A 25204-nucleotide genomic window follows, 5' to 3' on the forward strand; every position below is an offset into this window, starting at 1 on the left:
TGCTAGCGGTCGCCGCAGCGGCGACCGGGCAGCGCCGGCGGCGATCAGGACTTGGTTTTCACCGGGGTGTCCGGCTTTTTGTCGTTGCCGGGGATGAACGGGCTCCACGGCTGGGCGCGGATCGGGCCCTTGGTTTTCCACACCACCGAGAACTGGCCGTTGGGCTGCACTTCGCCGATCATCACCGGCTTGTGCAGGTGGTGGTTTTTCTCGTCCATCTTCAGCGTGTAACCGGACGGTGCCTTGAAGCTGATGCCGGCCATGGCCTTGCTGACGGCGGCCACGTCGGTGGTGCCGGCTTTCTTCACTGCCTCGGCCCACATATTGATGCCCACGTAGGTGGCTTCCATCGGGTCGTTGGTGACCAGCTTGTCGGCGCCGCTCATGCCCTTCTTGGCAGCCCAGGCCTTGTAGGCAGCAATCCACTGGCTGTTGACCGGGTTCTTCACGCTCATGAAGTAGTTCCAGGCAGCCAGGTGGCCCACCAATGGCTTGGTGTCGATGCCTTTCAGCTCTTCTTCACCCACCGAGAACGCCACCACCGGTACGTCGGTGGCTTTCAGGCCCTGGTTGCCCAGCTCTTTGTAGAACGGCACGTTGGAGTCGCCGTTGATGGTGGAGATGACCGCGGTCTTGCCACCGGCAGCAAACTTCTTGATGTTGCCGACGATGGTCTGGTAGTCGCTGTGGCCGAACGGGGTGTACACCTCCTGGATATCGCTATCCTTCACGCCTTTGGATTTCAGGAACGCACGCAGAATCTTGTTGGTGGTACGCGGGTACACGTAGTCGGTACCCAGCAGGAAGTAGCGCTTGGCGCTGCCGCCTTCCTTGCTCATCAGGTATTCCACCGCCGGAATGGCTTGCTGGTTCGGTGCGGCGCCGGTGTAGAACACATTGGGCGACAGCTCTTCACCCTCGTACTGCACCGGGTAGAACAGCAGGCCGTTCAGCTCTTCGTATACCGGCAGTACCGACTTGCGCGATACCGACGTCCAACAGCCGAAGGTGACGGCCACCTTGTCGCGGGTCAGCAGTTGGCGCGCCTTTTCGGCAAACAGCGGCCAGTTGGACGCCGGGTCTACCACCACCGGCTCCAGCTTCTTGCCCAGCAGGCCACCCTTGGCGTTGATTTCGTCGATGGCGAACAGCGCCATGTCCTTGAGCGAGGTTTCCGAGATGGCCATGGTGCCGGACAGCGAGTGCAGCACGCCCACCTTGATGGTATCGGCCGCAACGGCCTGGGCGCTGAAACCGGCCGCCAGCAGCGACAGGGTGAGGACAGAAGACTTCAGAACGAGACGGCGAGTGGTCATGGCAAAGCTCCCTGATGAACGGTTGGTTTTGTTGCAGTGCGAGATCAGGTTACGGTGCCAGCGGGCCGGCCGGAATACGTCAAATTGCGTACATGCTGCGCTGCAAAAAAAAGCCGTGCCAGGCTGCCGCGCGCCGCAGCGCAGCTTTTCGATAGAAGCCACCCGCGCTTACCGGCGCGGCGTTTTTAACGACAACGCCAGCCACGCCAAGATGACTGCGGCACGACACAGCGGATCCGCCGCCGTGCGTTGGCCGCGGAGACACACGTCATGCACACACTGTTGGTGATATTGGGGGGGATACTGCTGCTGGTACTGTGCCAGCTACTGGCCAGAATCAGTGGCATCGTCAATCAGGCCAGCGCGGCCTTGCTGTTCATACCGCTGTGGCTGCTGCTGGCTGCCAGCAATATGGTGGCCGGCGTGCAACATGCGGGTTACACGGTGGCGGAAGAATGGCCGGTTTTCCTGCTGGTATTCTCGGTACCGGCACTACCGGCCTTGTGGCTATGGCAGCAGTTGCGGCGCTGATACCCTGCCCCAACGCGCAGCCCCCGTCCGCTTGACGTCGGACGGGGGCTGCGCGTTGGGAGGTACCGCAAAAGGGGGTCAGGCAAACAGATCGGCGTCGCGTGCCGGCATCAGCAACACCATTTTGCCACCGGCCTGCCCCTGCTCGCCCAGCCGGTGCGCCTGCTCGGCATCAGGCAGCGACAGCGTGCGCGCCACCGGCAAACTGAGCTTGTAGCGCAACAGCTGGGCCAGTACGGCCCCGCGCGGCCGGGTCACCACAGACTGGCTACGTACGCCTGCCGCAGCGTCCCGCCCCGGCGGCGGCGGCACTGCGGTAGCCAGCAAGATGCCGCCTGGCCGCAAGGTGGCCCACGAAGCCTCCTGTATCGGCCCTCCCAGGGTGTCCAGCACCACGTCCACACCGCGCACTGTCTCGCCGACGAATTCACGGTCGTAATCCACTACCCGATCGGCCCCCAGCCTCTCCACCCGACTCAAACCAGTACCGCTGGCGGCAGCGATCACCTCTGCGCCCAGTTGCTTGGCCAGTTGCACGGCCAGGCTACCGACTGCCCCGGCTGCACCATGAATCAGCACGCGCTGGCCAGCTTGCAGGTTGGCCGCATCCACCAGCGCCGACCATGCCGCCTGCGCTGGGATAGGCAACGCCGCTGCCTCGATAAAGGACATACCTGTCGGCATACGCGCTACGTCGCTGGCAGCTACCACCACGTACTCGGCATAGGTACCGCCGCTAGCGGTGTAAAAACACACTTCATCCTCCAGCTCGAAGCCGCGCACGTCGCCGGCCATGGCCACCACAATGCCTGAGGCGTCGAAGCCGGGTGTGTAGGGCAAGGCGCGCGGCATCGCCCCCGCCAAGCTCCCGCTGCGCAGTTTCCAGTCCAGCGGGTTGATACCGGCCACCACCACACGCACCAGCAGTTCGCCGGGGTGCAGCTCGGGAATGGGGACGGTTTCCAGCTGCATTACACCGGGATCGCCGTAACGATGGATACGGATGGCTTTCATGCTGAACTCCCTGAATGGACATAACCGGGGTCCAGTATGCGCAGCAGTGATTATTGCATTTAACGAACAAAAATATTTTAATAATCCATATATGGAAGAAAAGCGACGATTTCACCACACCCCCGCGCTGGACGACATGGCGCTGTTTGTTGCCGTGGTACGGCATGGCAGCTTTCACGCGGCCAGCGAAGCGCTGGCCATGCCCGGCGCCACGCTATCGCGACGCATTGCCGGCATGGAAAAACGCCTGGGTGTCCGCCTGCTGGTGCGTACCACTCGTCGGGTAGCGCTGAACGAAGCAGCACGCGCCTTCTACGAACGCTGTGCCGTACTGGTGGAGGAAGCTGCACAGGCAGAGGCATTGCTGCAGACAACGCAGGCAACGTCGGCAGTGCAATTGCGCCTGGCGATGACAGCCGATATCGGCCGGCACTGGATAAGCCCGCTGCTGGCTACCTTCTGCCGCCTGCATCCGCAGCTGTCGCTCGACATCACACTGGGCGCCGGCGATGAGGACGGCCCGCCACCCGACCTGATACTGCGCCAGGGCAGCCTGCGTCACGCCGAACGCGCCTTGTGGCCCTTGCTGTCGCTGCCACAGGGCTTGTTTGCCGCGCCGACTTATCTGGCCCGGCAAGCGGCGCCGCGCACGCCGGACGAGCTGCTGCAACACGATTGTTTGGGGCCGGCACCACGCTGGCGGTTGCAAGGCCCAGGGTTAACGGGGGAAGTTCGCCTCCGACACAGCATCATCGTCAGCGACCTCGACATCCAGCGCGAACTGGCCGAACAGGGCGCCGGCATTGCCATGCTGCCGCACAGCCTGGTGCAGGACAGCGTGCGACACGGGCGGTTGGTGCCGCTGCTGGGCGAATGGCGCTGTCCGCCGTTGTCGCTGCTGGCACTGGCCGGTACTACTCCGCCGGCGCCATTGGTCAGCGAGCTGGCCGACTTCCTGCAGCAGCGGCTAGCGCTGGGCTAGCGCCGCGCCCTGGCGGCAGCGGCGGGTACCAGGCGGCGTTGACGACGCTAAGCACTGCCGCTAGCCGCACCACGCAGACGGGCAATCGCCAGGCTGGCGGCGGCGGTGCGCGTTTCCACCGCCAGCTTGTCGAACACATGTTCCAGATGCTTGTTCACCGTGCGCGGGCTCATACCGAGGATGTCGGCGATATCGCGGTTGGTCTTGCCCAGGCTTAGCCAGTGCAGTACCTCGGCTTCGCGCTGGGTCAGCCGGAAGGCGCCCATCAGCGTCTGGATGCTGGCTTCGTCGTTTTCCTCGCGCAACACCACCAGCCACTCCTCGTCGCCGGTCTGGTCGTGAAAACTGGCCAGCAGGCGGCGGCCTTGCTGGGTCGCTAGTAGCGGTGGCTGCTCGCTGCCGGCCAGGCGGGCGGCCTGCGCGGCACGGGTCCACGCCAACAGCGCCGGTGGTGCCAGCTCACATGGCCCGAAGTAATGCTCGATCAGCCGCCGTGCCAGCGCCGTCTGCCACACCAGGCGCCCGTCGCGCACGGCAATGGCGATAGTGGCCTGGCCGAAGGCATCCAGCGCGCTGCTGGCCTGGGTAATCTGGCGCGCGCTCTGGATGTGGGCGGCAATGCGGACCAGCACCTCGGGCGGGCGCAACGGTTTGGTGACGTAGTCGGCGCCGCCGGCGGCAAAGGCGGCCACCACGTGCTCGCTGTCGGTCAGCCCGGTCATGAACACGATGGGAATATGGCGGGTACTGAACGCCGCCTTCAGCCGCCGCGCCACCTCGAAACCGTCCAGCCCCGGCATCACTGCGTCTAGCAGCACCACGTCCGGTAGCGACAGCCGTGCGCGCTGCAACGCCGCCTCGCCGTCGGTAGCCACCAGCACCGTGTAGCCAGCATCATCCAGCGCGTCGTGCAGCAAGGACAGGTTATCCGGCTGATCATCGACGATCAGCACCACGTTGCGGGCGCGTTCACCCGTTACCAGCGTCATGGTTTTTCCTCCGTCAGCAAGCCTCGGTGCAGCAGCTCGCGCAGCGCCTCGAACTGGAACTGGCGCACGTGCTCGCTGGCCACACGCACGAACTCGGCATAGGCGGCGTCCAGTGCGGCCAACCTGGCCAGCTCTTGGCGCAGGCCGCGTACATAGCCCAGCTCGGCTGCCTCCAGCAGGCCGGCCAGCTCGGCAGCCGGCGGCAGCATCAGCTCGCCTGGCGGCACAAGGTTGGCCGCCGCGGCCGGCGCCGGCTCACCGGTTTGCCACTGCAGGCCCAGGCGCTGGCCTATCCAGTCCAATAGCTCCTCCACCCGGATCGGTTTCAGGATGAAGTCGTCGCTGGCGATACCGGCGTCGTTGTCCTGCCCCTTGTCGAAGGCATTGGCCGAGATCACCGCCAGCTGCGCCTGGCAGCCGCGCTGGCGAAGGCGGCGCAGCGTTTCCCAGCCGTCGATGCCGGGCATGGCCAGGTCCATGAACACCAGCTGCGGCTGGAAGACGTCCACCATGGCCAGGCAGTCGTAACCGCTGGCCGCCTGCGCCACCTCGAAGCCCAGTGCGCTCAGCACGCCAGCCAGCATTTCGCGGTCGATGGCTTCGTTATCCACCAGCAGGATGCGCTGGCGCGGGCCGGCGTAGCCGATGCGGTTGCGGCGTGGCAGCTCGCTGGCCGCTACCGCCGCGTGCACATGCGGCAGGAACAAGCGCACGCTGAAGTGGCTACCCTGCCCCGGCGTGCTGTGTACGGTGAGCTCGCCGCCCATCAGGTCGGTCAGCATCTTGCTGATGGTCAGCCCCAGGCCGTTGCCGCCGGCACCGCTGGCGCTACCGCGCTCGAATGGCTCGAAGATGCGGGCCAGCTCGTCGGCGGCAATGCCGGGGCCGGTATCGATGACGTCGAAGGTGGCCATCTCGCCGCGATACTGCAGCGCAAAGCGCACGCTGCCGCGACGGGTGAACTTGACCGCGTTGCCCAGCAGGTTGATCAGGATCTGGCGCAGCCGCTTTTCGTCGGCGCGCACCACCTGGGGTAAATGCGCCGCCGGCTGGTACTCGAACAACAGGCCCTTGTTGCGCGCCTGCAGCTCGAACATGGCCACCAGCTGGCGCAGGAAGGCATCGAAATCCAGCGCGCGGATGGCCAGCTGCAGCTTGCCGCTTTCGATGCGGGCGATGTCCATGCTGCCCTCGATCACCGACAACAGGTGCTCGCCGCTGCGACGTATCACCTCCAGCGCCTGGTGGCGCGACGGCGGAATGGCCGGGTCGCCGTCCAGGATCTGCGCGTAACCCAGAATACTGTTCAGCGGCGTGCGCAGCTCGTGGCTGATGGCGGACACGTAGCGGCTCTTGGCCTGATTGGCTTGCTCGGCCGCTTCGCGGGCGCGCTTGAGCTGCTCGTCGGTGCGGCGGTGCGACTCGATCTCGGCCAGCAGCCGCGCCGTCTGGCGGTTGGACTCCTGCTGCGCCACCTCACGGCTGCGCGCAGTCAGTACCATCCACCACGCCACCACGCCGCTCACCAGCAGCAGCACGGCAAACAGCCGCCAGAACAATTGCGGCAGCCAGCCGTCGTAACCGCCGGCCACCGCGCCCTGCCACTCGATGTAATACAGCAAGCCCAGCACCAGCAGCAGCACGCCGCCAATACCGGTCATCAGCAACAGATAGTGGCCCAGCCCGTGCGCCAGATAAGGCTGCAATGCACGTGGCAACAGCTTTTTCAGCAAGGCAGACCACTGTGCGGCCAACCTTGCCTGCGGCTTGCAGGCGTCGCCGCAGCGCACGTCCAGCGTGCAGCACAGTGAACAGATCATGCCCTGATACGCCGGGCACGATGCCATGTCTTCGGCTTCGTAATCGCGCTCGCACACCACGCAGCGGTACTGGCTGGTGGCGGCGACCAAGGTTGGCCGCGCGCTGTAGTAGCGCCCGGCCGTTACCCAGGCCAGCAGCGGCGCCGTAACAAAGGCTACCGCCATCGCCACGAATGGCGCCAAAGGCTGCCAGTGCACGCCGAACACGCCAACGTGAGTGGCAATCGAAAGCAAGGACGCCAGCGCCATGGCGCCTACGCCGACCGGGTTGATGTCGTACAGGTAGCTACGGCGGAACTCGATGCCGCGCGGGCTCAGCCCTAACGGCTTGTTCACCATCAGGTCGGCCACCACCGCCATGATCCACGAGATGGCGATATTGGAATACAGCCCCAGCACCTGCCCCAGTGCGTGGAACACCTCCAGCTCCATCAACAGCAGCGCGATTGCCAGATTGAACACCACCCACACCACGCGGCCGGGGTGGCTGTGGGTCAGGCGCGAAAAGAAATTGGACCACGCCAGCGAGCCGGCGTAGGCATTGGTGACATTGATTTTCAGCTGCGACACCAGCACGAACAGCGTGGTGGCGGCAATGGCCAGGGTGGTGTTGTCGAACACGTGGGCAAAGCCGATCAAATACATCTGGTTGGGGTCGACTGCACGCTCGGCGGCCACGCCGTTGCGTAGCGCCAGCCAGGCCAGCAAGGCACCGCCCAGCATCTTCAGCACACCGGGTAGTACCCAGCCGGGGCCGCCCACCATCACCGCCAGCAGCCACTGCCGGCGGTTGGCCGCGCTGCGTGGCGGCATGAAGCGCAAGTAGTCTGCCTGTTCGCCCATTTGGGTGATCAGCGCAATGCCTACTGTCAGCGCCGCACCAAACAGATGCAGGTCAAACGCCTGCGGTGCATTGTTTGCACCAGCGTAGCGCCACAGCCCGGCCAGCGCCTGCGGCTCGTGCCACAACACGAAAACATAAGGCAGCACCAGCAGACACAGCCAGAGCGGCTGCGTCCACACCTGCAGCCGGCTGATGGCCGTCACCCCGTGCGTCACCAACGGCAGCACCACCAGCGCGCACAGCAAGTAGCCCCATTGCGGCGGAATGCCAAAGCCCAGCTCCAGGGCATAGGCCATGATGGCCGCTTCCAGCGCAAAGAATATGAAGGTGAACGAGGCGTAAATCAGTGAGGTGATGGTAGAGCCGATGTAGCCGAAGCCGGCTCCCCGGGTCAGCAGGTCCATGTCCACGCCGTGGCGGGCGGCGTACAGGCTGATCGGCAGCCCGGCCAGGAAGATGATCAGCCCGCTGGCCAGGATGGCCCAGAACGCGTTCAGAAAGCCGGCCTCCACCATCATGGTGGCGCCCACCGCCTCCAGCACCAAGAACGATGCAGCGCCGCCCACCGCGGTATTGGCCACCCGCCACGCCGACCAACGGCGGAAGCGCTGCGGGGTAAAACGCAGCGCATAGTCTTCCAGCGTTTCGCTGGCCACCCAGCGGTTGTAGTCGCGCCGCAGCGTGACCACGGCCTGGGTATGGGGAGCGGAGGAGGTATCGGACATGCCACGCTACTGGCAAGAAGCGGGCCAAGCCACGTCCCGGCCCGCCGTAGCGCGTGCCAGGCATGAAAAAAGCGCACCGGGCGGTGTTAATGCCAGTCAGTTAGTGCTGACTGGTTTTTTTGTTTAGGGGTTTGTTGCGTTGAAGTACGCTAGTGTGTCCGCTATGCGGACGATGATTAGATGCCGGTTCCGCCCGGCAGACGGGAAAGGGGGCGGATTGCCGCCCCCTTTTCATTCCCCCGCAACCCGGGGCTGCTCGAAACCCCGGCCAAAATGGCACGCCCCAGGCGCCGCCGAACTCGCCCCTCGCTAACGGCTCGGGGCTCAAACAAATCGGCGTCTTAAAACCTGGGGCGAACCATTTTGACCGGCTCGCGCCAACGGGATGGGGCGCTTCACTCACGTCCTGCTACGTGAAAACCAAGCACATTCGCTTAACTGACTGGCATTGACCTGGCGGGTGCGCTTGGTTGATCTGGCCGCGGCGGCCAACCTTGGCACGGTCAGGCGGCAGCCGGGACGTCCGGTTTGCAGTTGAAGGTCTGGGTGACCGTACCGTCGGCGTCCACGCTTTCCAGCCGCACGTCAAAGCCCCACAGCCGGGCCACGTGTTTCAGCACCTCCTGCGCACTGCCGGCCTCCAGCGGCTTGCGGTTGTGCATGCTGTGGCGCAGCGTCAGGCTGCGGTCGCCGCGCAGGTTGACGTTCCACACCTGGATGTTGGGTTCGCGCGAGCCCAGGTTGTACTGCTCCGACAGCATCTGGCGGATGCGGCGGTAGCCGCGGTCGTCGTGGATGGCGGCCACTTCCAGCTTGTCGTCGCGGTCGTCGTCGCGGATGGCGAACAGGCGGAAGTCGCGGATCAGCTTGGGCGACAGGTATTGCGAAATGAAGCTTTCGTCCTTGAAGTTCTTCATCGCAAATTCCAGCACCGGGCGCCACGGCGTGCCGGCGATGTCGGGGAACCACTCGCGGTCTTCGTCGGTGGGCGCCTCGCAGATGCGCTTGATGTCCTGGTACATGGCAAAACCCAGCGCGTACGGGTTGATGCCGTTGTACCAGCGGGCGGTAACCGGCGGCTGGTACACCACATTGGTGTGGCTTTGCAGGAACTCCATCATGAAGCCGTCGGTCACCTGGCCCTTCTCGTACAGGCGGTTCAGCAAGGTGTAGTGCCAGAACGTGGCCCAGCCCTCGTTCATCACCTGGGTCTGGCGCTGCGGGTAGAAGTACTGCGCCACCTTGCGCACGATGCGCACGATCTCGCGCTGCCACGGTTCCAGCAGCGGCGCCGATTTTTCGATGAAGTAGAGCAGGTTTTCCTGCGGCTCCGCCGGAAAGCGCGGCGCGGCCTTGGCGCTGTCGTCGCGCTCGCGGCGCGGGATGGTGCGCCACAAGTCGTTGACCTGCGTCTGCAGGTAGGCCTCGCGCTCGTGCAGGCGGGCTTGCTCTTCGGCCAGCGACAGCTTTTGCGGCCGCTTGTAGCGGTCTACGCCGTAGTTCATCAGCGCATGGCAGCTGTCCAGCAGCTCTTCCACCGCGTCGATACCGTAGCGTTCTTCGCAACGGCTGATGTACTGGCGGGCAAACACCAGGTAATCGATGATGGCGCTGGCGTCGGTCCAGGTGCGGAACAGGTAGTTGCCCTTGAAGAAGCTGTTGTGGCCGTAGGCGGCGTGCGCGATCACCAGCGCCTGCATCGTCATGGAGTTTTCTTCCATCAGGTAGGCGATGCAGGGGTTGGAGTTGATCACGATTTCATACGCCAGCCCCATCTGGCCGCGCTTGTAGCTTTTTTCGGTGCTGACGAAGTGCTTGCCGAAGCTCCAGTGGTGGTAGTTCACCGGCATGCCTACCGACGAGTAGGCGTCCATCATCTGCTCGGCGGTAATGATCTCCAGCTGGTTGGGGTAGCAGTCCAGCTGGAACTCGTTGACCGCGATGTCGCGGATGGCTTTGTCGTACTCGGCAATCAGGTCAAAGGTCCATTCGGACCCGGTGGAGATCGGTGTCATGGTGCTGCCCTCCTCTTGCGCTGCGGTCTGCGGCCAACCTTAACGGGTGGCCGGCTGCCGCTTGAAGAGTTCGCGGAAAACCGGATAGATATCAGCCGGCGAGCGGATTTTCTGCATGGCAAAGTGCTTGCTTTGCTCGCCCACGCGCAGGTACTCGTACCACAGGTTTTGCGGCTCGCCTTCGGTGATTTCGATGTACGCGTAGTACTGGCACCACGGCAGGATGTTTTCCTGCAGGATCTTGCCGCAGTTGGCCGAGTCGCTGTCCCAGTTGTCGCCGTCGGACGCCTGGGCGGCATAGATGTTCCATTCGCTGTTGGCATAGCGTTTCTTCACGATATCGGCCATCAGGTTCAACGCCGACGACACCACGGTGCCGCCCGATTCGCGCGAGTGGAAGAAGTCGTGCTCGTTCACCTCCACCGCACTGGTGTGGTGGCGGATGAACACCACTTCAATCTTCTCGTAATTGCGCTGCAAGAACAGGTACAGCAGGATGAAGAAGCGCTTGGCCATGTCCTTCTTGCCCTCGTCCATCGAGCCGGACACGTCCATCAGGCAGAACATCACCGCCTTGCTGGTGGGTTTGGGCTGTTTGACGCGGTTGTTGTAGCGCAGGTCGAACGGGTCGATGAACGGGATGTGGTTGATCTTTTCGCGCAGCGCATGGATATGGCGACGGCGCTCGCGCACTTCCACGCCGTTGTCGTCGTCCGACTCCAGCAGCGTGTCCAGGTCTTCTTCGGCTTCGCGCAGGCGGGCCAGCGTGGGTGCCGCCATGGCCACGCGCCGCGCCAGCGCACCGCGCAGGCTGCGCACGATGCTGATGTTGGCAGGCGTGCCGTCGTTGGTGTAGCCAGCGCGCACCGGTTTCATCTCTTCGATGCCCATCAGCTGGGTTTTCACCAGGTTGGGCAGCGCCAGGTCTTCGAAGAACACGTTCATGAATTCTTCGCGCGACAGCTGGAAGGCAAAGTCGTCTTCCCCTTCGCCTTCGTTGCTGGCCTTGCCACCGCCACCACCGCCACCGCCGCCCTGCGGCCGCTTGATGCGGTCGCCTTCGATGAATTCCTCGTTGCCCGGGTGCACGTGCTCGCCCACGCCGCCACGACCGTGGTGGAACGACGGCTCCGAGATGTCCTTCACCGGAATGGACACGTTCTCGCCGCTTTCGATGTCGGTAATGCTGCGCCCCTTGATGGCCTTGCCGACGGCTTCCTTGATCTGGGCTTTGAAACGGCGCAAAAAGCGCTCGCGGTTGACGGCGGATTTGTTCTTGCCGTTCAGTCTTCTGTCGATAATGTGCGACATGCTTGCCTCCTAGCCGTGTTGTCACGGTGACGGGTTGGCCGCAACAGCACTGCGGCCAACCCTGTGCCGTTACTGCTCAGGACGACTTGCGTACACGCAGATACCATTCGCACAGCAGGCGTACCTGCTTCGGCGTGTAGCCCTTGGTGACCATGCGGTTGACGAAGTCTTCGTGTTTCTTGGCTTCGTCGGCGCTGGCCTTGGCGTTAAAGCTGATCACCGGCAGCAGCTCTTCGGTGTTCGAGAACATTTTCTTCTCGATCACGGTGCGCAGCTTCTCGTAGCTGGTCCAGGTCGGGTTGTTGCCGGCATTGTTGGCCCGCGCCCGCAGCACGAAGTTGACGATCTCGTTGCGGAAGTCTTTCGGGTTGGAGATGCCGGCCGGCTTCTCGATTTTTTCCAGCTCTGCGTTCAGCGAGGTGCGGTCGAAGTTCTCGCCGGTATCCGGGTCGCGGTATTCCTGGTCCTGGATCCAGAAATCGGCAAAGGTGACGTAACGGTCAAAGATGTTCTGCCCGTACTCGCTGTAGCTTTCCAGGTAGGCGGTCTGGATTTCCTTGCCGATGAACTCCACGTACTTGGGCGCCAGGTACTCCTTCAGGAAAGTCAGGTATTTCTGCTCGGTGTCGGCTGGGAACTGCTCGCGCTCTACCTGCTGTTCCAGCACGTACATCAGGTGTACCGGGTTGGCCGCCACTTCGGTGTGGTCGAAGTTGAACACCTTGGACAGGATCTTGTAGGCAAAGCGGGTAGACAGGCCGTTCATGCCCTCGTCCACGCCGGCAAAGTCGCGGTATTCCTGGTGCGACTTTGCCTTCGGATCGGTGTCTTTCAGGTTTTCACCGTCGTACACCAGCATCTTGCTGTACAGGCTGGAGTTTTCCGGGTCTTTCAGCCGCGACAGCACGGCAAACTGCGCCATCATCTTCAGCGTGCCCGGTGCGCACGGCGCGCCACCCAGCGAGGAGTTGCGGATCAGCTTGTCGTAGATCTTGATCTCGTCCGATACGCGCAGGCAGTACGGCACCTTCACGATGTAGATACGGTCGAGGAAGGCTTCGTTGTTCTTGTTGTTGCGGAACTGCTTCCATTCGCTTTCGTTGCTGTGCGCCAGCACGATGCCGTCGAACGGAATGGCGCCAAAGCCTTCGGTGCCCTTGAAGTTGCCTTCCTGGGTGGCGGTCAACAGCGGGTGCAGCACCTTGATCGGCGCCTTGAACATTTCCACGAATTCCAGCAAACCCTGGTTGGCCAGGCACAGGCCGCCGCTGTAGCTGTAGGCGTCCGGGTCGTCCTGGGCGTAGCTTTCCAGTTTGCGGATGTCCACCTTGCCCACCAGGCTGGAGATGTCCTGGTTGTTTTCGTCGCCCGGCTCGGTTTTGGCCACGCCCACTTGCTTCAGCACCGACGGGTAGCGTTTGACCACGCGGAACTGGCTGATGTCGCCGTTGAACTCGTGCAGGCGCTTGACCGCCCATGGGCTGGGGATGGCACGCAGGTAGCGGCGCGGAATGCCGTATTGTTCTTCCAGGATGGGGCCGTCTTCGTCAAAGTTGAACAGGCCCAGCGGCGACTCGTTCACCGGGCTGCCCTTGATGGCGTAGAACGGCACGCGCTCGGTGAGCTCCTTGAGCTTTTCGGCGATCGACGATTTACCACCGCCCACCGGGCCCAGCAGGTAGAGAATCTGTTTCTTCTCTTCCAGGCCCTGGGCGGCGTGACGGAAGTAGGCCACCACCTGTTCGATGACCTCTTCCATACCGAAGAAGTCGCGGAACGCCGGGTAGACGCGGATCATCTTGTTGCTGAACACGCGGGACAGTCGGGAGTCGTGACGGGTGTCGATCACCTCCGGCTCACCGATGGCCATCAGCATGCGCTCGGCCGCGCTGGCATAGGCCATGCGGTCGCGCTTGCAGATTTCCAGGTACTCCTGGATGGTGAATTCTTCTTCGCGGGTGCGATCGTAGCGGGATGCGTAGTGGCTGAAGATGTCCGGGCTCATGGCGTGACCCTCCTGTTAGAGGCAAGCAAGACGCCATGGTGCGGTGCACCGTGCTCCCCCTTGCCTATTAGTCTGCTGACGCGGAAACCTGTTCTTTGTTTGGGTATAGCACAGCAAAAAAAAGGCAAGTACAAAATCTAAAGCTATCGTTATGCAAAACCGGATATAAAAAAGCCATCAGACTAACAAGGGTTTTGCAGAAAATACGGCCAAAAGAAAAACCCTATTCCAGATCAAATACTTAAAGAAGTCAGAAATTAACGCCGCAGCCAGATGACAACAAAAAGCACAAGGCCGGCATGCAGCCGGCCTTGTGTCACGGTGACAAAAATTTTTTCGTCATTGCCGGCGATCAATGATGCGGGCGCCGATTTCGTACAATTTGCCGCGCTCCACCTCGTTGCAGCGGCGCACCTCCACCAGCGCTTCCAGCGGCTTCGTCGGCATGTTGCCAACGCCAGGCACGATCACGATCACCTCCAGCCGCTCGCCGTGTTGCGGCACGTACATGCTGCGGATGGCCAAGCCGTCTACCGACAGGTCGACGCACTCGCCGTAATGGGTTTCGCCGGTGTGCAGCGACTTCATCTTGGCGCGACACCCCATGCGCAGGCGGCGGCCTACGCGGCGATCGTGATAGTGGCTGTCAAAGGGCTTCACCGGGCAGTTTTCCTTGTTGCCATGCGGCCAACCAGTGCAGGCCGACCAGGGTTTTGCTATCGGTGATACGGCCATCCAGCGACATGGCTTGTACCTCGTCTACCGGCAACAGCATCACCTCGAGAAACTCGCCCTCGTCCAACTGGCGGGCCGACAGCGTCAGCCCGGTCGCCAGATAGTAATGAATGACTTCATCAGCATAGCCGATGCAGGGAAACGCCTTGCCCAGATAGCGCCACTGCTTGGCCTGGTAGCCGGTTTCTTCCAGCAGCTCGCGACGAGCAGTGTCGGCCGGCGGTTCGTGCGGGTCGATCTTGCCGGCGGGAATCTCGATGAAGGTCTGCGCCGCCGGGTAGCGGTACTGGCGCTCCATCACCAGCCGGCCGTCGTCGGTCAGCGCCAGCACAGCCACCGCGCCGGGGTGGCGGATGAACTCGCGATACGCTTCGGCACCGTCCGGCAGGCTGACCGTGTCGCGCCGCACCTTCAGGAAACGGCCTTCGAAAACTTGCTCGCTACTCAACTGCTTTTCGGTCAGATCCACGCTTTGTCTTTCTGTTACGCCAATGTATGACCACGGCACAGCGCCAGCCAGCCATCACCAGCACGTAGCCGGCAGCTGCCAGCAACAGGCCCAGGGCCGGCACGCCCAGCAACAGCGGCTGGCCGTGGTGGCTGAGCCATTGCGGCAACCAGCTGCCCACATCGAACCAGGCGCCATCTGGAATGTCTGGCATTGTAGCCGTGTCAGCCTGACCGAGTAAGAGCCCGCCCAGGCGGTAAGCCAGGAAATACAGTGGCACGATGGTGAGCGGGTTGGTGTAAACGGTACACAGCAAGGCAAGCGGCAGATTGGTGCGAAAATACAACGCCAGCATGGCGGCGCACAACATCTGCGTGGGCCCCGGCATCAGGCCGGCAAACAGCCCCGCCGCCACGGCGCCGGCAACGGGACGACGCTGGATCGACCACAGCGCTTCCTTGTCCAGATGGGCTTGCAGCCAGCCCAGGCCGGGCTGGCGGACCCAGTCGTGAAGACGATGCATGAGCGCGCGCAAGCGACGTTTTACCACCGACATGGCAGTGCTCCGGTAAAGGTTGGGAATGACATAGGGCAAATAATCACAAAAAATTAAAACAAGCGTTTGAACTGGTTCTATAATCCATCACATTGCTGTCCGGATGTGACGGCGTCATGCCACGCAATGATGGCAACACAGACAGGCCGGCAGCGGCCAACACGAGGAAGCAGCCCTGTGCTGCAGACAACACTGGAGACGAACCATGCCCAGCTACAAAGCTCCCCTGCGCGACTTCGACTTTGTCCTGAACGAAGTGATCAAGGTTCAAGACGTTTTGCCCGCTTTGCCCGGCTACGAAGAAGCCACCCAGGATATCTTCAGCTCCTACCTGGAAGCCGCTGCCCAGTTTTGTGAAAACGAACTGGCACCGCTGAACCGTCAGGCCGACGAAGAAGGCTGCAATTTCGACCCGGCGACCAAGTCGGTTACCACCCCGGTAGGCTTCAAGGAAGCGTACAAGCAGTTCTGCGAACTGGGCTTTACCGCACTGGACTGTGACCCGGCCTACGGCGGCCAGGGCATGCCCAAATCGCTGTCTTTCCCCATCATCGAGATGCAGTGTTCGGCCAACGTGGCATGGTCGATGTACCCTGGCCTGTCGCACGGCGCGTATTCTGCCATCCACGCCCACGGCACCGACGAGCAAAAAGCCACCTACCTGCCGCACCTGGTAGACGGTAGCTGGACCGGCACCATGTGCCTGACCGAGCCGCACTGCGGCACCGACCTGGGCCTGCTGAAAACCAAAGCCGAACCCAATGCCGACGGCAGCTACAGCATTACCGGCACCAAGATCTTCATCTCGGCTGGCGAACACGACCTGTCCGACAACATCATCCATCTGGTGCTGGCGCGCCTGCCGGATGCCCCCAAAGACGTCAAAGGCATTTCGCTGTTCATCGTGCCCAAATTCCACGCCGACGGCAGCCGCAACACCGTGTACTGCGGCAGCCTGGAGCACAAGATGGGCATCAAGGCCAACGCCACTGCCGTCATCAACCTGGACGGCGCCAAAGGCTACCTGATCGGCGAGGCCAACAAGGGTCTAGCCTGCATGTTCACCATGATGAACGCCGCCCGCCTCGGTTGCGGCATGCAAGGCCTGGGCATCGGCGAAGCCTCGTTCCAGGGCGCGCTGGCCTACGCCCGCGAGCGTCTGCAAATGCGCGCCATGGCCGGCGCCAAGTTCCCCGAGAAAGCCGCCGACCCCATAATCGTGCACCCCGACGTGCGCCGCATGCTGCTGACGCAAAAAGCCTACACCGAAGCCGGCCGTGCGCTGGCCACCTTCCTGGCGCTGCAGCTGGACATCGAGGAAAAACACCCGGACGCCGACGCCCGCGCCGAGGCCGGTGACCTGGTGGCGCTGCTGACCCCGGTGGCCAAAGCGTTCATGACCGATAACGGCTACACCGCGGCCAACCTGGGCATGCAGGTATTTGGCGGCCACGGCTTCATCCGCGAATGGGGCATGGAGCAGCTGGTGCGCGACTGCCGCATCTCGCAAATCTACGAAGGCACCAACGGCATCCAGGCCATCGACCTGCTGGGCCGCAAGGTGCTGCTGGATCAGGGCCAGAAGCTGCGCAAGTTCACCAAGCAGATCCACAAGTTCTGCCAGGCCAACGAAGGCAATGCCCAGCTGGCCGAGTTCGTGGCACCGCTGGCCAAGCTGCTGAAAGACGTCGGCGACATCACCATGGGCATCGGCATGGCCGCCATGAAGGACCGTGACGAAGCCGGCGCCGCCGCCACCGACTACCTGCGCCTGGTGGGCCACCTCACCTACGCCTGGCTGTGGGCGCGCATGGCCGAAGTGGCCTACACCAAGCAGGACGGTGCCAGCGACGACTTCTACAAAGCCAAGATCGCTACCGCGCGCTTCTACTTTGCCAAGCTGCTGCCGGAAGTGGAAAGCCTGAAAGCCAGCATCAAGGGCGGCGCCAAACCGCTGATGGCGCTGGACGACGAGCAGTTCGCCTTCTAAGCCAGCGTTCGCCCCACACCGCCCCTGTCAGCCCGCTGGCAGGGGCGTTTTGCTTCTAAAGCGGGCTACAGCTGCACCACCTGGTTTCGCCCGGCTTCCTTGGCGCGGTATACCGCCTGATCGGCACGCTGCAGCAGCGATTCGGCACTATCCAGCCCCGACACCACCGTGGCCACGCCAAAGCTGGCCGTCAGCGGCCAGTGCTTTCCCTCCCAGACAAACGGCGTATCGGCCAGCGCCTGCTGCAAACGCTCGGCCACGCTGCGCGCGCCAGCTTCGCGGGTATCCGGCAGCAACAGGCAAAACTCCTCGCCACCAACGCGGCATAACAGGTCGTGCTCGCGCAGGCCCGCCTGCAATACCGCCACTAGGTGCAATAGCGCCGCATCGCCGGCGGCGTGGCCCAGGGTATCGTTGATGCGCTTGAAGTGGTCCAGGTCCAGCACGCACAGCGAGTAAGGCGTGCCTTGTAGTGCTTGCCGGTGTTGCAGCTCCAGCCGTTGGCTGAAAGCACGACGGTTCAGGGCACCGGTCATCGGGTCGGTCAGGCTGAGCAACTCCAGTCGCTCCACCAGCCGCATGGTGACCACCCCCGCCAGCGCGATATTCACCGCCAGGTTCAGCACCAGCCCGACAAACAGGAATACCACGTTGAACGTGGCGTGCGAGGTAACTGAAGCCGTGTTGGCCGCACCGCCGAGTACCGTCGCGGCGCGCACGAAAAACAGCAGCGACACCGCCGCCAGCGGGCTGACCACCAGCGCCCGCGCCGCCAGGCTGAATACACTGCCCTGCCGCGACAGCGCATCCTGCGTGGCACGCAGCAACAGCCAGCCGGCCGTCAGCGAATACACCACCGCGTGATAACCCGGCTGCCGGTCGTACGGCTGCAGCAAAATCAGCAGCGTCGCCAGCAGCAGGATGCCCGCGCTTTCCACGCGGCCAACCTGGTCACGGTGCACGAAATAGCGCACCCCCAACCGTAAAGCCGCCAGGCCAGCCAGGCCCAGAATGTCGGCCAGCGGATAGGCCAGCCATACCGGTGCGCTACCATCCCGCCACAACGTCAGGAACAAGCCGAGGCCCATCAGGAAGTCGCACAGGAAAAAGCGCGCCGCTACCAGCGGGGCCATGCGCAGCACCACACCGGCTACCGCCCAGCCCGTAGCCGCCACCCAGCAGACGGTGATATTGGCTTGCAAGATGGTTTGCGGGTCGCTCATGCCGAACACCGGTAATGGTCCTGTTACGGTTATTCACCTTGCCACGCCACAAAGCAAGACAATCTATCGGGTGATATAGTCACACCCCTGCCCAACCGGAGCTTTCAGCCATGCTGTTCGATACCGCCACGCTGCCTGCCAGCGACTGCTACCAGCTACTGACCCACGCAGTCTCGCCGCGCCCGATTGCCTGGATTTGCACCCGCAACGCCGACCACGTCATCAACCTGGCGCCGTTTTCCTTCTTTACCGTGGCCAGTATCGCCCCGCCGGTACTGCTGTTCAGCCAGGTCAACCCGCGCGACGGCCAGATGAAGGACACGCTACGCAACCTGCGAGCACACGGCGAATGCGTGGTCAACGTGGTGAGCCCGGCGCAGGCAGCCGCCATGAACCAGAGCTGTGCCCCCTACCCGCCGCACATCAGCGAGCTGGCCGAAGCGGGTTTGCAAGCTGTGGCCAACCCCATGCTGTCGGTGCCCGGCGTAGCCGGGGCGCCAGTGCGCTTCTTGTGCCGGCTGCGCGACATGCAGGTGATTGACCCACAGCCGATGGGCGGTACCATCGTGCTGCTGGACATTGTCGGTATCGAGGTGGAGGACGCGCTGCTGGCAGACGGCAAACTGCAGGCCGCGCTACTACAGACCGTGGGCAAGCTGGGCGGCGATCACTACTGCGACGGCAGCCCGCACTTCAGCCTGGCACGCCCGACGCTGGGCGGTTGAACATTTTTCTAGACAAAGCAAACACTTACCGATATAGTGCACGTTGCTTCACGCCAAGAGGCCGCCCACACGCGGCCTCTCGTCATTCCGGATGGCTGCAAACTTGCCGGCAGCCACCCCCGCTTCGGCCCGAATGTCGCGACCGCCGGTCGCCTTCCGACACAGTCTGTACAAGCAAACTGTCACCGTTCCGCTCCGGACCCGTGCCACCCCAAGGTGGCTACCGCGAAGCACACGCCGCATCGTGATGCCGCTGGCCGCATGGCCAGCTCGATGGCGGCTAACGTTACCGGTTTGCACCGGCAACACCCCCTTAGTTAATACATCGCCCCACCCGCTTGCCTGGCCGTGCCGCAGCGGGCGGCGTGCCATTAGCAGCCCGCGTGCTGCAGGAAACACATTATGAAAATCAATGAACTGAAACCGGGTGACCGCGTCACCCAGCATATCGATAACCAACCGGTCGCTTTTGAAGTGCTGTCCATCCGCCAGCTGGGCCGCCGCGTACAGGTTACCTTCCGCTCGGCACTGGGTATCGCCAGCGCCAGCTACCAGCAGGACGCGCATATTTGCCTGGCCTGAGTGGCGTATCAAGCGTCGCCCCGCCCCTCGCCGCGGGCCAGACGCTGCATCAGCAGTTGTACCTCGCGCAATTGCTGCTCCGGCAGCGGTTCGTGCCGCATCAAACGCAGGTATAAGGCCAGGTTGTCCAGCACCAGCCTGGCGGTAGACAGCAGGTAGATCAGCTGGCAGACCTCGGCACTGACGCCCTGTTGCTGCAGCTGGGTATCGCGCTCCAGCAAGTCTGCCATGACCAGCCGGCGCAAGGCGTTCTCGTCAAAAGGCAGGTCGTCGGCCTGCCACGGAAAATCCTGCTCCATGGCTTGCAGCAGGGTCAGCATTTCTTCCAGCCCCAGTTTCATGGCCAGACTCCTACAGGTGATACTGCAGTCTAGCCCAGCACCGGCAACAAAAAACCCTGCCAAGGCAGGGCGCGATGGACAAGACCAGAAACAGGCCTGGCGGCTAGCCAGCCGCATTCGCCAGGACAAAGCGCCATAAAAAACCCCGCAGCACGCTGCGGGGTTTTTTACTATCAAACGGCGCTTAGTTGCGACCGCAGCAGGCTTTGTACTTCTTGCCGCTGCCGCAGGTGCACGGGTCGTTGCGGCCAACCTTGTTTTCGTTGCGCACGGTGGTGGGTGCCGCTTCCTTGGCGCGCCAGTAGGCGTAAACCGCCAGTACCGCGTCGTCCAGCTCGCCCTTGAAGCTTTCCAGCTCGCTGGCGCTGAACTGCATCAGCGGCGCTTCGCCTTCTTCGGCGTCGAACATGCCACCCAGCGCCATCACCGGCATCAGCAGCTCTTCAAAGCCTTCATCGTCAGCGGCTTCAAACCAGTCGGTCGGCACCACGTCCAGCGCGTACATGTAGGCGTTGCACCACGGGCGGAAGTCCGGCTCGTCGCTGTCGTCGGCGCTGTACAGCACCAGCTCCGGCAGGTCGCCATCGGCCAGCGCTTCGGCGGTGGCATCGTAGAATTTCTGCAGCAGCGCGCGCACTTCGGCTTCGTTCTCGCTGCCTTCAAAGCTCGGGGCATCACCCAGCACGTCACCCAGCCAGTCGTCGATACCCAGACGGTCCGGGCCACAGGCCAGTGCCACGAAGAAACCTTGCACCTCGTCCGGGCGCATGGTGGTGCCGGCTTGCGACAGCGGGGTGAGCAGGGTTTCCAGACGGGTGAGGTCGGCTTCGTTGAATTCGGTCATGATGCAATCTCCAAAAGTATGGCGCGCATTGTAGCCCATCCACGCTGCCACAGAATTGTGACAGCACAAAAAACCCCGCCTCGGGCGCAATGCTGTTCAGTTAACCCGGACTGGCGTCTTCTTGGCTAGGAGTTTGCTGCGTTCAGTAGTGCTTTTGTGTCCGCGATGCGGACGATGATTAGATGCCGGATCCGCCCGGCAAACGGGAAAGGGGGCGGGTTGCCGCCCCCTTTTCATTCCCCCGCAACCCGGGGCTGCTCGAAACCCCGATCAAAATGGCACACCCCAGGCGCCGCCGAACTCGCCCCTCACTAACGGCTCGGGGCTCAAACAAATCGGCGTCTTAAAACCTAGGGCGTACCATTTTGACCGGCTCGCGCCAACGGGATGGGGCGCTTCACTCACGTCCTGCGACTTGAACACCAAACATATTCGGCTAACTGACTGGCATTACCGCCTCGGGCGGGGTTGGCCGCACGGCATCAGGCGGTTCTGGCTTCGTCCAGCCCCAGTTTTTCCTTCATTTGCTGGCGCATGACGAATTTCTGGATCTTGCCGGTGATGGTCATCGGAAAGCTGTCGACAAACTCGATGTAGCGCGGAATCTTGTAATAGGCAATCTGCCCGTCGCAAAAGGCGCGGATGTCATCGGCGCTGCAGCTTTCCCCTTCGCGCAGGCGTATCCAGGCGCACAGCTCCTCGCCGTACTTGGCGTCCGGTACACCGATCACCTGCACGTCCTGCACCTTGGGGTGGCGGTAGAGGAATTCTTCGATCTCGCGCGGGTAGATGTTTTCGCCGCCGCGAATCACCATGTCTTTCACGCGGCCAACGATATTGCAGTAACCGTCGTCGTCCATCACCGCCAGATCGCCGGTGTGCATCCAGCCGGCGTCGTCAATCGCCTCGCGGGTTTTGGCTGGGTCGCCCCAGTAGCCCAGCATCACTGAATAACCGCGCGTCAGCAGCTCGCCGGTGTCGCCGCGCGGCACGATGCGGCCGTTGGCATCCACGATCTTCACTTCCACGTGCGGGTGAATGCGGCCAACGGTGGCCACTTTTTTCTCCACCGGCGTGTCGGTGTGGCTCTGGAAGCTTACCGGGCTGGTTTCGGTCATGCCGTAGGCGATGGTGACCTCGGCCATATGCATCTGCGCCACCACCCGCTTCATTACCTCGATCGGGCACGGGCTGCCGGCCATGATGCCGGTACGCAGCGTGGCAAGGTCGAATTCGGCAAAGCGCGGGTGGTCCAGCACCGCGATGAACATGGTGGGCACGCCGTGCAGCGCGGTACAGCGCTCTGCCTGCACCGCCTCCAGCACAGCCAGTGGCTCGAACGCTTCGCTGGGGAACACCATGGCCGCGCCATGGGTGACGCAGGCCAGCACACCCAGCACCATGCCAAAGCAGTGGTACAGCGGCACCGGGATGCACAGCCGGTCGTCCGGGCTCAGGCGCATGGCCTCGCCGACGAAAAAGCCGTTGTTGAGGATGTTGTGGTGCGTCAGCGTGGCGCCCTTGGGGCTGCCGGTGGTGCCGGAGGTAAACTGGATGTTGATGGCGTCGTCAAACTGCAGCGTGGCGGCGGTGGCGGCCAACGCTGCGCGCTCTTCTGTGCTGGCCTCTGCCAGCAGGCTGGCAAAGTTCAGCATACCCGGCGTGACATCGTCGCCCATGCGCACCACCCAGCGCAGCTCGGGCAAACGCGCGGCGTGCAGCTGGCCCAGCGCACTGGTTGTCAGCTCGGGTGCCAGGTCGGCCACCATGGCCAGGTAATCGCTGCTCTTGAAGCTGGGCGACAACACCAGCGCACGGCAGCCTACCTTGTTCAGGGCGTACTCCAGCTCGCTGCGACGGTACGCCGGGTTGATATTGACCAGCACCAGCCCCGCCTTGGCGGTCGCAAACTGCATCAGCACCCATTCCACATTATTCTGCGACCAGATCCCTACCCGCTCGCCCGGCTGCAAGCCCAGCCGGCGCAGGCCGCAGGCCAGCCGTGTGACCTGCTCGCCGAACTCGGCGTAGGTCCAGCGCACCTGCTGTTGCCGCACGATCAAGGCGTCGCGCGCGGCGTAGCGCTGGCAGGCGTCGTCGAAATACTGGCCGATGGTCTGGCCGATGAGCGGGGTGGCACTGGTACCGTGCACGTAGCTGGGCAAGCGGGTCATGGCGAAGTCTCCGGTGGATGCTGTTGTCTTTGTGCGTGCAACTTACTATTACGTTAACGTAAACTCAAGCACGCCACGGGCAAGGTGGGCAAAAAACGCTACAATCGCGGCAGAACAACAGGAACCATCATGAGCGACGACCGCCTCTTTACCATTTCCGACCTCGCACGCGATTTCGACATCACGTTGCGCACCATCCGCTTTTACGAAGAACAAGGCCTGATCGAACCGCAGCGCGAAGGACGCCAGCGGCTGTTTACCCACCGCGACCGCGCCCGGCTGAAGCTGATCCTGCGCGGCAAGCGCATTGGCCTGGCGCTGTCGGAGATCCGCGAGATCCTCGACCTGTACGAACTGGCCCGCGACGAAGCCAGCCAGTCGCTGAAGCTGCTGCAGCTCTTGTCCGAGCGCAAGAAGCAGCTGGAAGAACAACGCCGCGATATCGACGCGGTGCTGGCCGAAATCGTCACCCTGGAAGGCCACTGCCGCCAGGTGATCGACACCGTCACCGGCAAAGACGCCACAAGCTGAGACGTTTTTCACCATCCTGCGGGATGGTTTTGTCATCTCGTATTGACGTTAACGTAAGCGTAAGTCAACATAAAACCATGCACGGCGGAAAAACCGCCTATCAATACAAGGCCCCCCCGGCACACGGCACGCGGGGGCACACAGAGACAGCCGCCCGCCCGGGCACGGAGGAGAAAACATGTACAGCAGCCTGCGCTTTGACTTTGGCGAAACCTACGACATGCTGCGCGAAGCGGTGCGCGAATTCGCCGCCAGCGAGATCGCACCGCGCGCCGCCGACATCGACCGCGACAACCTGTTTCCGGCCGACCTGTGGAAGAAGTTCGGCGACCTGGGCCTCTTGGGCATTACCGTGTCCGAGCAATACGGCGGCGCCAATATGGGCTACCTGGCGCACATGATTGCCATGGAAGAAATCAGCCGCGCCAGCGCCTCGGTGGCACTGTCCTACGGTGCTCACTCCAATCTGTGCGTGAACCAGATCTTCAAGAACGGTAACGACGAACAGCGCCAGAAATACCTGCCCAAGCTGATCAGCGGCGACCATATCGGCGCGCTGGCGATGTCCGAACCCAACGCCGGCTCCGACGTGGTGAGCATGAAACTGCGCGCCGACAAGGTGGATGGCGGCTACAAGCTCAACGGCAGCAAGATGTGGATCACCAACGGCGGCGACGCCGATACCCTGGTGGTGTACGCCAAGACCGACGTCAACGCCGGCCCCAAAGGCATTACCGCCTTCATCGTGGAAAAGGGCTTTGCCGGCTTCAGCCACGGCAGCAAGCTGGACAAGCTGGGCATGCGCGGCTCCAACACCTACCCCATTTTCTTTGACGACTGTTTCGTGCCGGACGCCAACGTGCTTGGCGGTGAAGGCAACGGCGTGAAAGTGCTGATGAGCGGCCTGGACTTCGAGCGCGCCGTGTTGGCCGCAGGCCCGCTGGGCATCATGCAAGGCTGCATGGACGTGGTGGTGCCCTACCTGAACGACCGCAAGCAGTTTGGCCAGGCCATCGGCGACTTCCAGCTGATGCAGGGCAAACTGGCCGATATGTACGTCAAGCTGTCGGCCAGCCGCGCCTACGTGTACGCCGTGGGCCAGGCGCTGGACCGTGGCGAGCAAGGCCGCCAGACGCGCAAAGACGCCGCCGGTGCCATCCTGTACGCCGCCGAAGGCGCCACCCAGATGGCGCTGGACGCCATCCAGTGCCTAGGGGGTAACGGCTACATTAACGAATACCCCACCGGCCGCCTGCTGCGCGACGCCAAGCTGTACGAAATCGGCGCCGGCACCAGCGAAATCCGCCGCTGGCTGATCGGCCGCGAGCTGATGGCCGAAACCCGCTAAGCCTTCAAAGACTATTCTTCAGCCACGAAAGCACACGAAAAAACACGGAAAGCAAAGCGCGCCCCCAGCGCAGTGATGAGCGAGCATCTGGATCAGCCCGGCCCTTTCAGTCCGTGTTTTCCGTGTGATTCCGTGGCAAAAATAACAGGGTCTAC

Annotated in this window: 21 protein-coding genes; 7 read left to right on the top strand and 14 right to left on the bottom strand. The window is 62.9% G+C overall.

What is annotated here, in order from left to right:
• Positions 1 to 44: 44 nt before the first annotated feature.
• A complete protein-coding gene (gene urtA, locus FLQ03_RS16850) occupies positions 45 to 1316 on the bottom strand; it encodes an urea ABC transporter substrate-binding protein (protein ID WP_144372012.1) in 1272 nt (423 codons plus the stop codon).
• 270 nt (positions 1317 to 1586) lie between these two features.
• Between urtA and FLQ03_RS16855 the strand changes: the two genes are divergently transcribed.
• The gene (locus FLQ03_RS16855) at positions 1587 to 1847 is read left to right on the top strand and encodes a hypothetical protein (RefSeq protein ID WP_144372013.1); all 261 of its coding nucleotides are present in this window, start codon (positions 1587 to 1589) and stop codon (positions 1845 to 1847) included.
• Between the two features lie 78 nt (positions 1848 to 1925).
• Here the strand turns inward: FLQ03_RS16855 and FLQ03_RS16860 are convergent, their stop codons facing one another.
• Positions 1926 to 2861: an NADP-dependent oxidoreductase gene (locus FLQ03_RS16860; RefSeq protein WP_144372014.1), complete on the bottom strand. Its 936-nt coding sequence runs from the start codon at positions 2859 to 2861 to the stop codon at positions 1926 to 1928.
• 91 nt (positions 2862 to 2952) lie between these two features.
• Here FLQ03_RS16860 and FLQ03_RS16865 point away from each other — a divergent pair, with 91 nt between their 5' ends.
• Positions 2953 to 3843, top strand: a complete 891-nt coding sequence (locus FLQ03_RS16865; RefSeq protein WP_170252459.1) for a LysR family transcriptional regulator — start codon at positions 2953 to 2955, stop codon at positions 3841 to 3843.
• A 47-nt stretch (positions 3844 to 3890) separates the two neighbouring features.
• Here the strand turns inward: FLQ03_RS16865 and FLQ03_RS16870 are convergent, their stop codons facing one another.
• The 8 genes from FLQ03_RS16870 to FLQ03_RS16905 all read right to left on the bottom strand — a co-directional run bounded on the left by FLQ03_RS16870 (position 3891) and on the right by FLQ03_RS16905 (position 15330).
• Positions 3891 to 4832 carry a response regulator transcription factor gene (locus tag FLQ03_RS16870; RefSeq protein WP_144372016.1) on the bottom strand — a complete coding sequence of 314 codons (942 nt, stop codon included), beginning with the start codon at positions 4830 to 4832 and terminating at the stop codon, positions 3891 to 3893.
• Positions 4829 to 8221, bottom strand: coding sequence for a hybrid sensor histidine kinase/response regulator (locus FLQ03_RS16875; protein WP_144372017.1), 3393 nt, complete (start codon positions 8219 to 8221; stop codon positions 4829 to 4831). The genes FLQ03_RS16870 and FLQ03_RS16875 overlap by 4 nt, the downstream gene beginning before the upstream one ends.
• A 503-nt stretch (positions 8222 to 8724) precedes the next feature.
• Positions 8725 to 10236 (bottom strand): SpoVR family protein, encoded by a 1512-nt coding sequence (locus FLQ03_RS16880; protein WP_144372018.1) that lies wholly within the window; start codon positions 10234 to 10236, stop codon positions 8725 to 8727.
• Positions 10237 to 10275: 39 nt separating this feature from the next.
• Positions 10276 to 11547, bottom strand: a complete 1272-nt coding sequence (locus FLQ03_RS16885) for a YeaH/YhbH family protein (RefSeq protein ID WP_144372019.1) — start codon at positions 11545 to 11547, stop codon at positions 10276 to 10278.
• Between the two features lie 76 nt (positions 11548 to 11623).
• The gene (locus FLQ03_RS16890; RefSeq protein ID WP_144372020.1) at positions 11624 to 13552 is read right to left on the bottom strand and encodes a PrkA family serine protein kinase; all 1929 of its coding nucleotides are present in this window, start codon (positions 13550 to 13552) and stop codon (positions 11624 to 11626) included.
• 339 nt (positions 13553 to 13891) lie between these two features.
• A complete protein-coding gene (locus tag FLQ03_RS16895; RefSeq protein WP_144372021.1) occupies positions 13892 to 14212 on the bottom strand; it encodes a PilZ domain-containing protein in 321 nt (106 codons plus the stop codon).
• The gene (locus tag FLQ03_RS16900; RefSeq protein ID WP_144372022.1) at positions 14199 to 14756 is read right to left on the bottom strand and encodes an NUDIX domain-containing protein; all 558 of its coding nucleotides are present in this window, start codon (positions 14754 to 14756) and stop codon (positions 14199 to 14201) included. Before FLQ03_RS16900 ends, FLQ03_RS16895 begins: the two co-directional genes overlap by 14 nt.
• The gene (locus FLQ03_RS16905; RefSeq protein WP_144372023.1) at positions 14728 to 15330 is read right to left on the bottom strand and encodes a DUF2062 domain-containing protein; all 603 of its coding nucleotides are present in this window, start codon (positions 15328 to 15330) and stop codon (positions 14728 to 14730) included. Before FLQ03_RS16905 ends, FLQ03_RS16900 begins: the two co-directional genes overlap by 29 nt.
• Before the next feature lie 166 nt (positions 15331 to 15496).
• Between FLQ03_RS16905 and FLQ03_RS16910 the strand changes: the two genes are divergently transcribed.
• Positions 15497 to 17281 (top strand): acyl-CoA dehydrogenase C-terminal domain-containing protein, encoded by a 1785-nt coding sequence (locus FLQ03_RS16910; protein ID WP_144372024.1) that lies wholly within the window; start codon positions 15497 to 15499, stop codon positions 17279 to 17281.
• 65 nt (positions 17282 to 17346) lie between these two features.
• Here the strand turns inward: FLQ03_RS16910 and FLQ03_RS16915 are convergent, their stop codons facing one another.
• Complete coding sequence (locus tag FLQ03_RS16915) at positions 17347 to 18504, bottom strand: GGDEF domain-containing protein (RefSeq protein WP_144372025.1); 1158 nt, start codon at positions 18502 to 18504, stop codon at positions 17347 to 17349.
• A gap of 110 nt (positions 18505 to 18614) precedes the next feature.
• Between FLQ03_RS16915 and FLQ03_RS16920 the strand changes: the two genes are divergently transcribed.
• Positions 18615 to 19229: a flavin reductase family protein gene (locus FLQ03_RS16920; protein WP_144372026.1), complete on the top strand. Its 615-nt coding sequence runs from the start codon at positions 18615 to 18617 to the stop codon at positions 19227 to 19229.
• Between the two features lie 402 nt (positions 19230 to 19631).
• A complete protein-coding gene (locus tag FLQ03_RS16925) occupies positions 19632 to 19811 on the top strand; it encodes a hypothetical protein (RefSeq protein WP_144372027.1) in 180 nt (59 codons plus the stop codon).
• Positions 19812 to 19819: 8 nt separating this feature from the next.
• On the opposite strand, the gene FLQ03_RS16930 is transcribed toward FLQ03_RS16925, so the two are convergent.
• From FLQ03_RS16930 to FLQ03_RS16940, 3 genes are all read right to left on the bottom strand, one after another.
• A complete protein-coding gene (locus tag FLQ03_RS16930; RefSeq protein ID WP_144372028.1) occupies positions 19820 to 20152 on the bottom strand; it encodes a hypothetical protein in 333 nt (110 codons plus the stop codon).
• A gap of 184 nt (positions 20153 to 20336) precedes the next feature.
• Positions 20337 to 20996, bottom strand: coding sequence for a UPF0149 family protein (locus tag FLQ03_RS16935; protein WP_144372029.1), 660 nt, complete (start codon positions 20994 to 20996; stop codon positions 20337 to 20339).
• A gap of 482 nt (positions 20997 to 21478) precedes the next feature.
• The gene (locus FLQ03_RS16940) at positions 21479 to 23170 is read right to left on the bottom strand and encodes an AMP-binding protein (protein ID WP_144372030.1); all 1692 of its coding nucleotides are present in this window, start codon (positions 23168 to 23170) and stop codon (positions 21479 to 21481) included.
• A 129-nt stretch (positions 23171 to 23299) separates the two neighbouring features.
• Here FLQ03_RS16940 and FLQ03_RS16945 point away from each other — a divergent pair, with 129 nt between their 5' ends.
• Positions 23300 to 23701, top strand: coding sequence for a MerR family transcriptional regulator (locus tag FLQ03_RS16945; RefSeq protein WP_144372031.1), 402 nt, complete (start codon positions 23300 to 23302; stop codon positions 23699 to 23701).
• 178 nt (positions 23702 to 23879) lie between these two features.
• Positions 23880 to 25049 carry an isovaleryl-CoA dehydrogenase gene (locus FLQ03_RS16950; RefSeq protein ID WP_144372032.1) on the top strand — a complete coding sequence of 390 codons (1170 nt, stop codon included), beginning with the start codon at positions 23880 to 23882 and terminating at the stop codon, positions 25047 to 25049.
• Positions 25050 to 25204: the final 155 nt, after the last annotated feature.

The organism is Vogesella urethralis (genome assembly GCF_007644045.2).
GTDB lineage: Bacteria > Pseudomonadota > Gammaproteobacteria > Burkholderiales > Chromobacteriaceae > Vogesella > Vogesella urethralis.

Excerpts from the sequence above, each read along its gene's own strand:
- urtA (WP_144372012.1), bottom strand. The coding sequence starts at position 1,316 with ATGACCACTCGCCGTCTCGTTCTGAAGTCTTCTGTCCTCACCCTGTCG.
- FLQ03_RS16855 (WP_144372013.1), top strand. The coding sequence starts at position 1,587 with ATGCACACACTGTTGGTGATATTGGGGGGGATACTGCTGCTGGTACTG.
- FLQ03_RS16860 (WP_144372014.1), bottom strand. The coding sequence starts at position 2,861 with ATGAAAGCCATCCGTATCCATCGTTACGGCGATCCCGGTGTAATGCAG.
- FLQ03_RS16865 (WP_170252459.1), top strand. The coding sequence starts at position 2,953 with ATGGAAGAAAAGCGACGATTTCACCACACCCCCGCGCTGGACGACATG.
- FLQ03_RS16870 (WP_144372016.1), bottom strand. The coding sequence starts at position 4,832 with ATGACGCTGGTAACGGGTGAACGCGCCCGCAACGTGGTGCTGATCGTC.
- FLQ03_RS16875 (WP_144372017.1), bottom strand. The coding sequence starts at position 8,221 with ATGTCCGATACCTCCTCCGCTCCCCATACCCAGGCCGTGGTCACGCTG.
- FLQ03_RS16880 (WP_144372018.1), bottom strand. The coding sequence starts at position 10,236 with ATGACACCGATCTCCACCGGGTCCGAATGGACCTTTGACCTGATTGCC.
- FLQ03_RS16885 (WP_144372019.1), bottom strand. The coding sequence starts at position 11,547 with ATGTCGCACATTATCGACAGAAGACTGAACGGCAAGAACAAATCCGCC.
- FLQ03_RS16890 (WP_144372020.1), bottom strand. The coding sequence starts at position 13,552 with ATGAGCCCGGACATCTTCAGCCACTACGCATCCCGCTACGATCGCACC.
- FLQ03_RS16910 (WP_144372024.1), top strand. The coding sequence starts at position 15,497 with ATGCCCAGCTACAAAGCTCCCCTGCGCGACTTCGACTTTGTCCTGAAC.
- FLQ03_RS16915 (WP_144372025.1), bottom strand. The coding sequence starts at position 18,504 with ATGAGCGACCCGCAAACCATCTTGCAAGCCAATATCACCGTCTGCTGG.
- FLQ03_RS16920 (WP_144372026.1), top strand. The coding sequence starts at position 18,615 with ATGCTGTTCGATACCGCCACGCTGCCTGCCAGCGACTGCTACCAGCTA.
- FLQ03_RS16925 (WP_144372027.1), top strand. The coding sequence starts at position 19,632 with ATGAAAATCAATGAACTGAAACCGGGTGACCGCGTCACCCAGCATATC.
- FLQ03_RS16930 (WP_144372028.1), bottom strand. The coding sequence starts at position 20,152 with ATGAAACTGGGGCTGGAAGAAATGCTGACCCTGCTGCAAGCCATGGAG.
- FLQ03_RS16935 (WP_144372029.1), bottom strand. The coding sequence starts at position 20,996 with ATGACCGAATTCAACGAAGCCGACCTCACCCGTCTGGAAACCCTGCTC.
- FLQ03_RS16940 (WP_144372030.1), bottom strand. The coding sequence starts at position 23,170 with ATGACCCGCTTGCCCAGCTACGTGCACGGTACCAGTGCCACCCCGCTC.
- FLQ03_RS16945 (WP_144372031.1), top strand. The coding sequence starts at position 23,300 with ATGAGCGACGACCGCCTCTTTACCATTTCCGACCTCGCACGCGATTTC.
- FLQ03_RS16950 (WP_144372032.1), top strand. The coding sequence starts at position 23,880 with ATGTACAGCAGCCTGCGCTTTGACTTTGGCGAAACCTACGACATGCTG.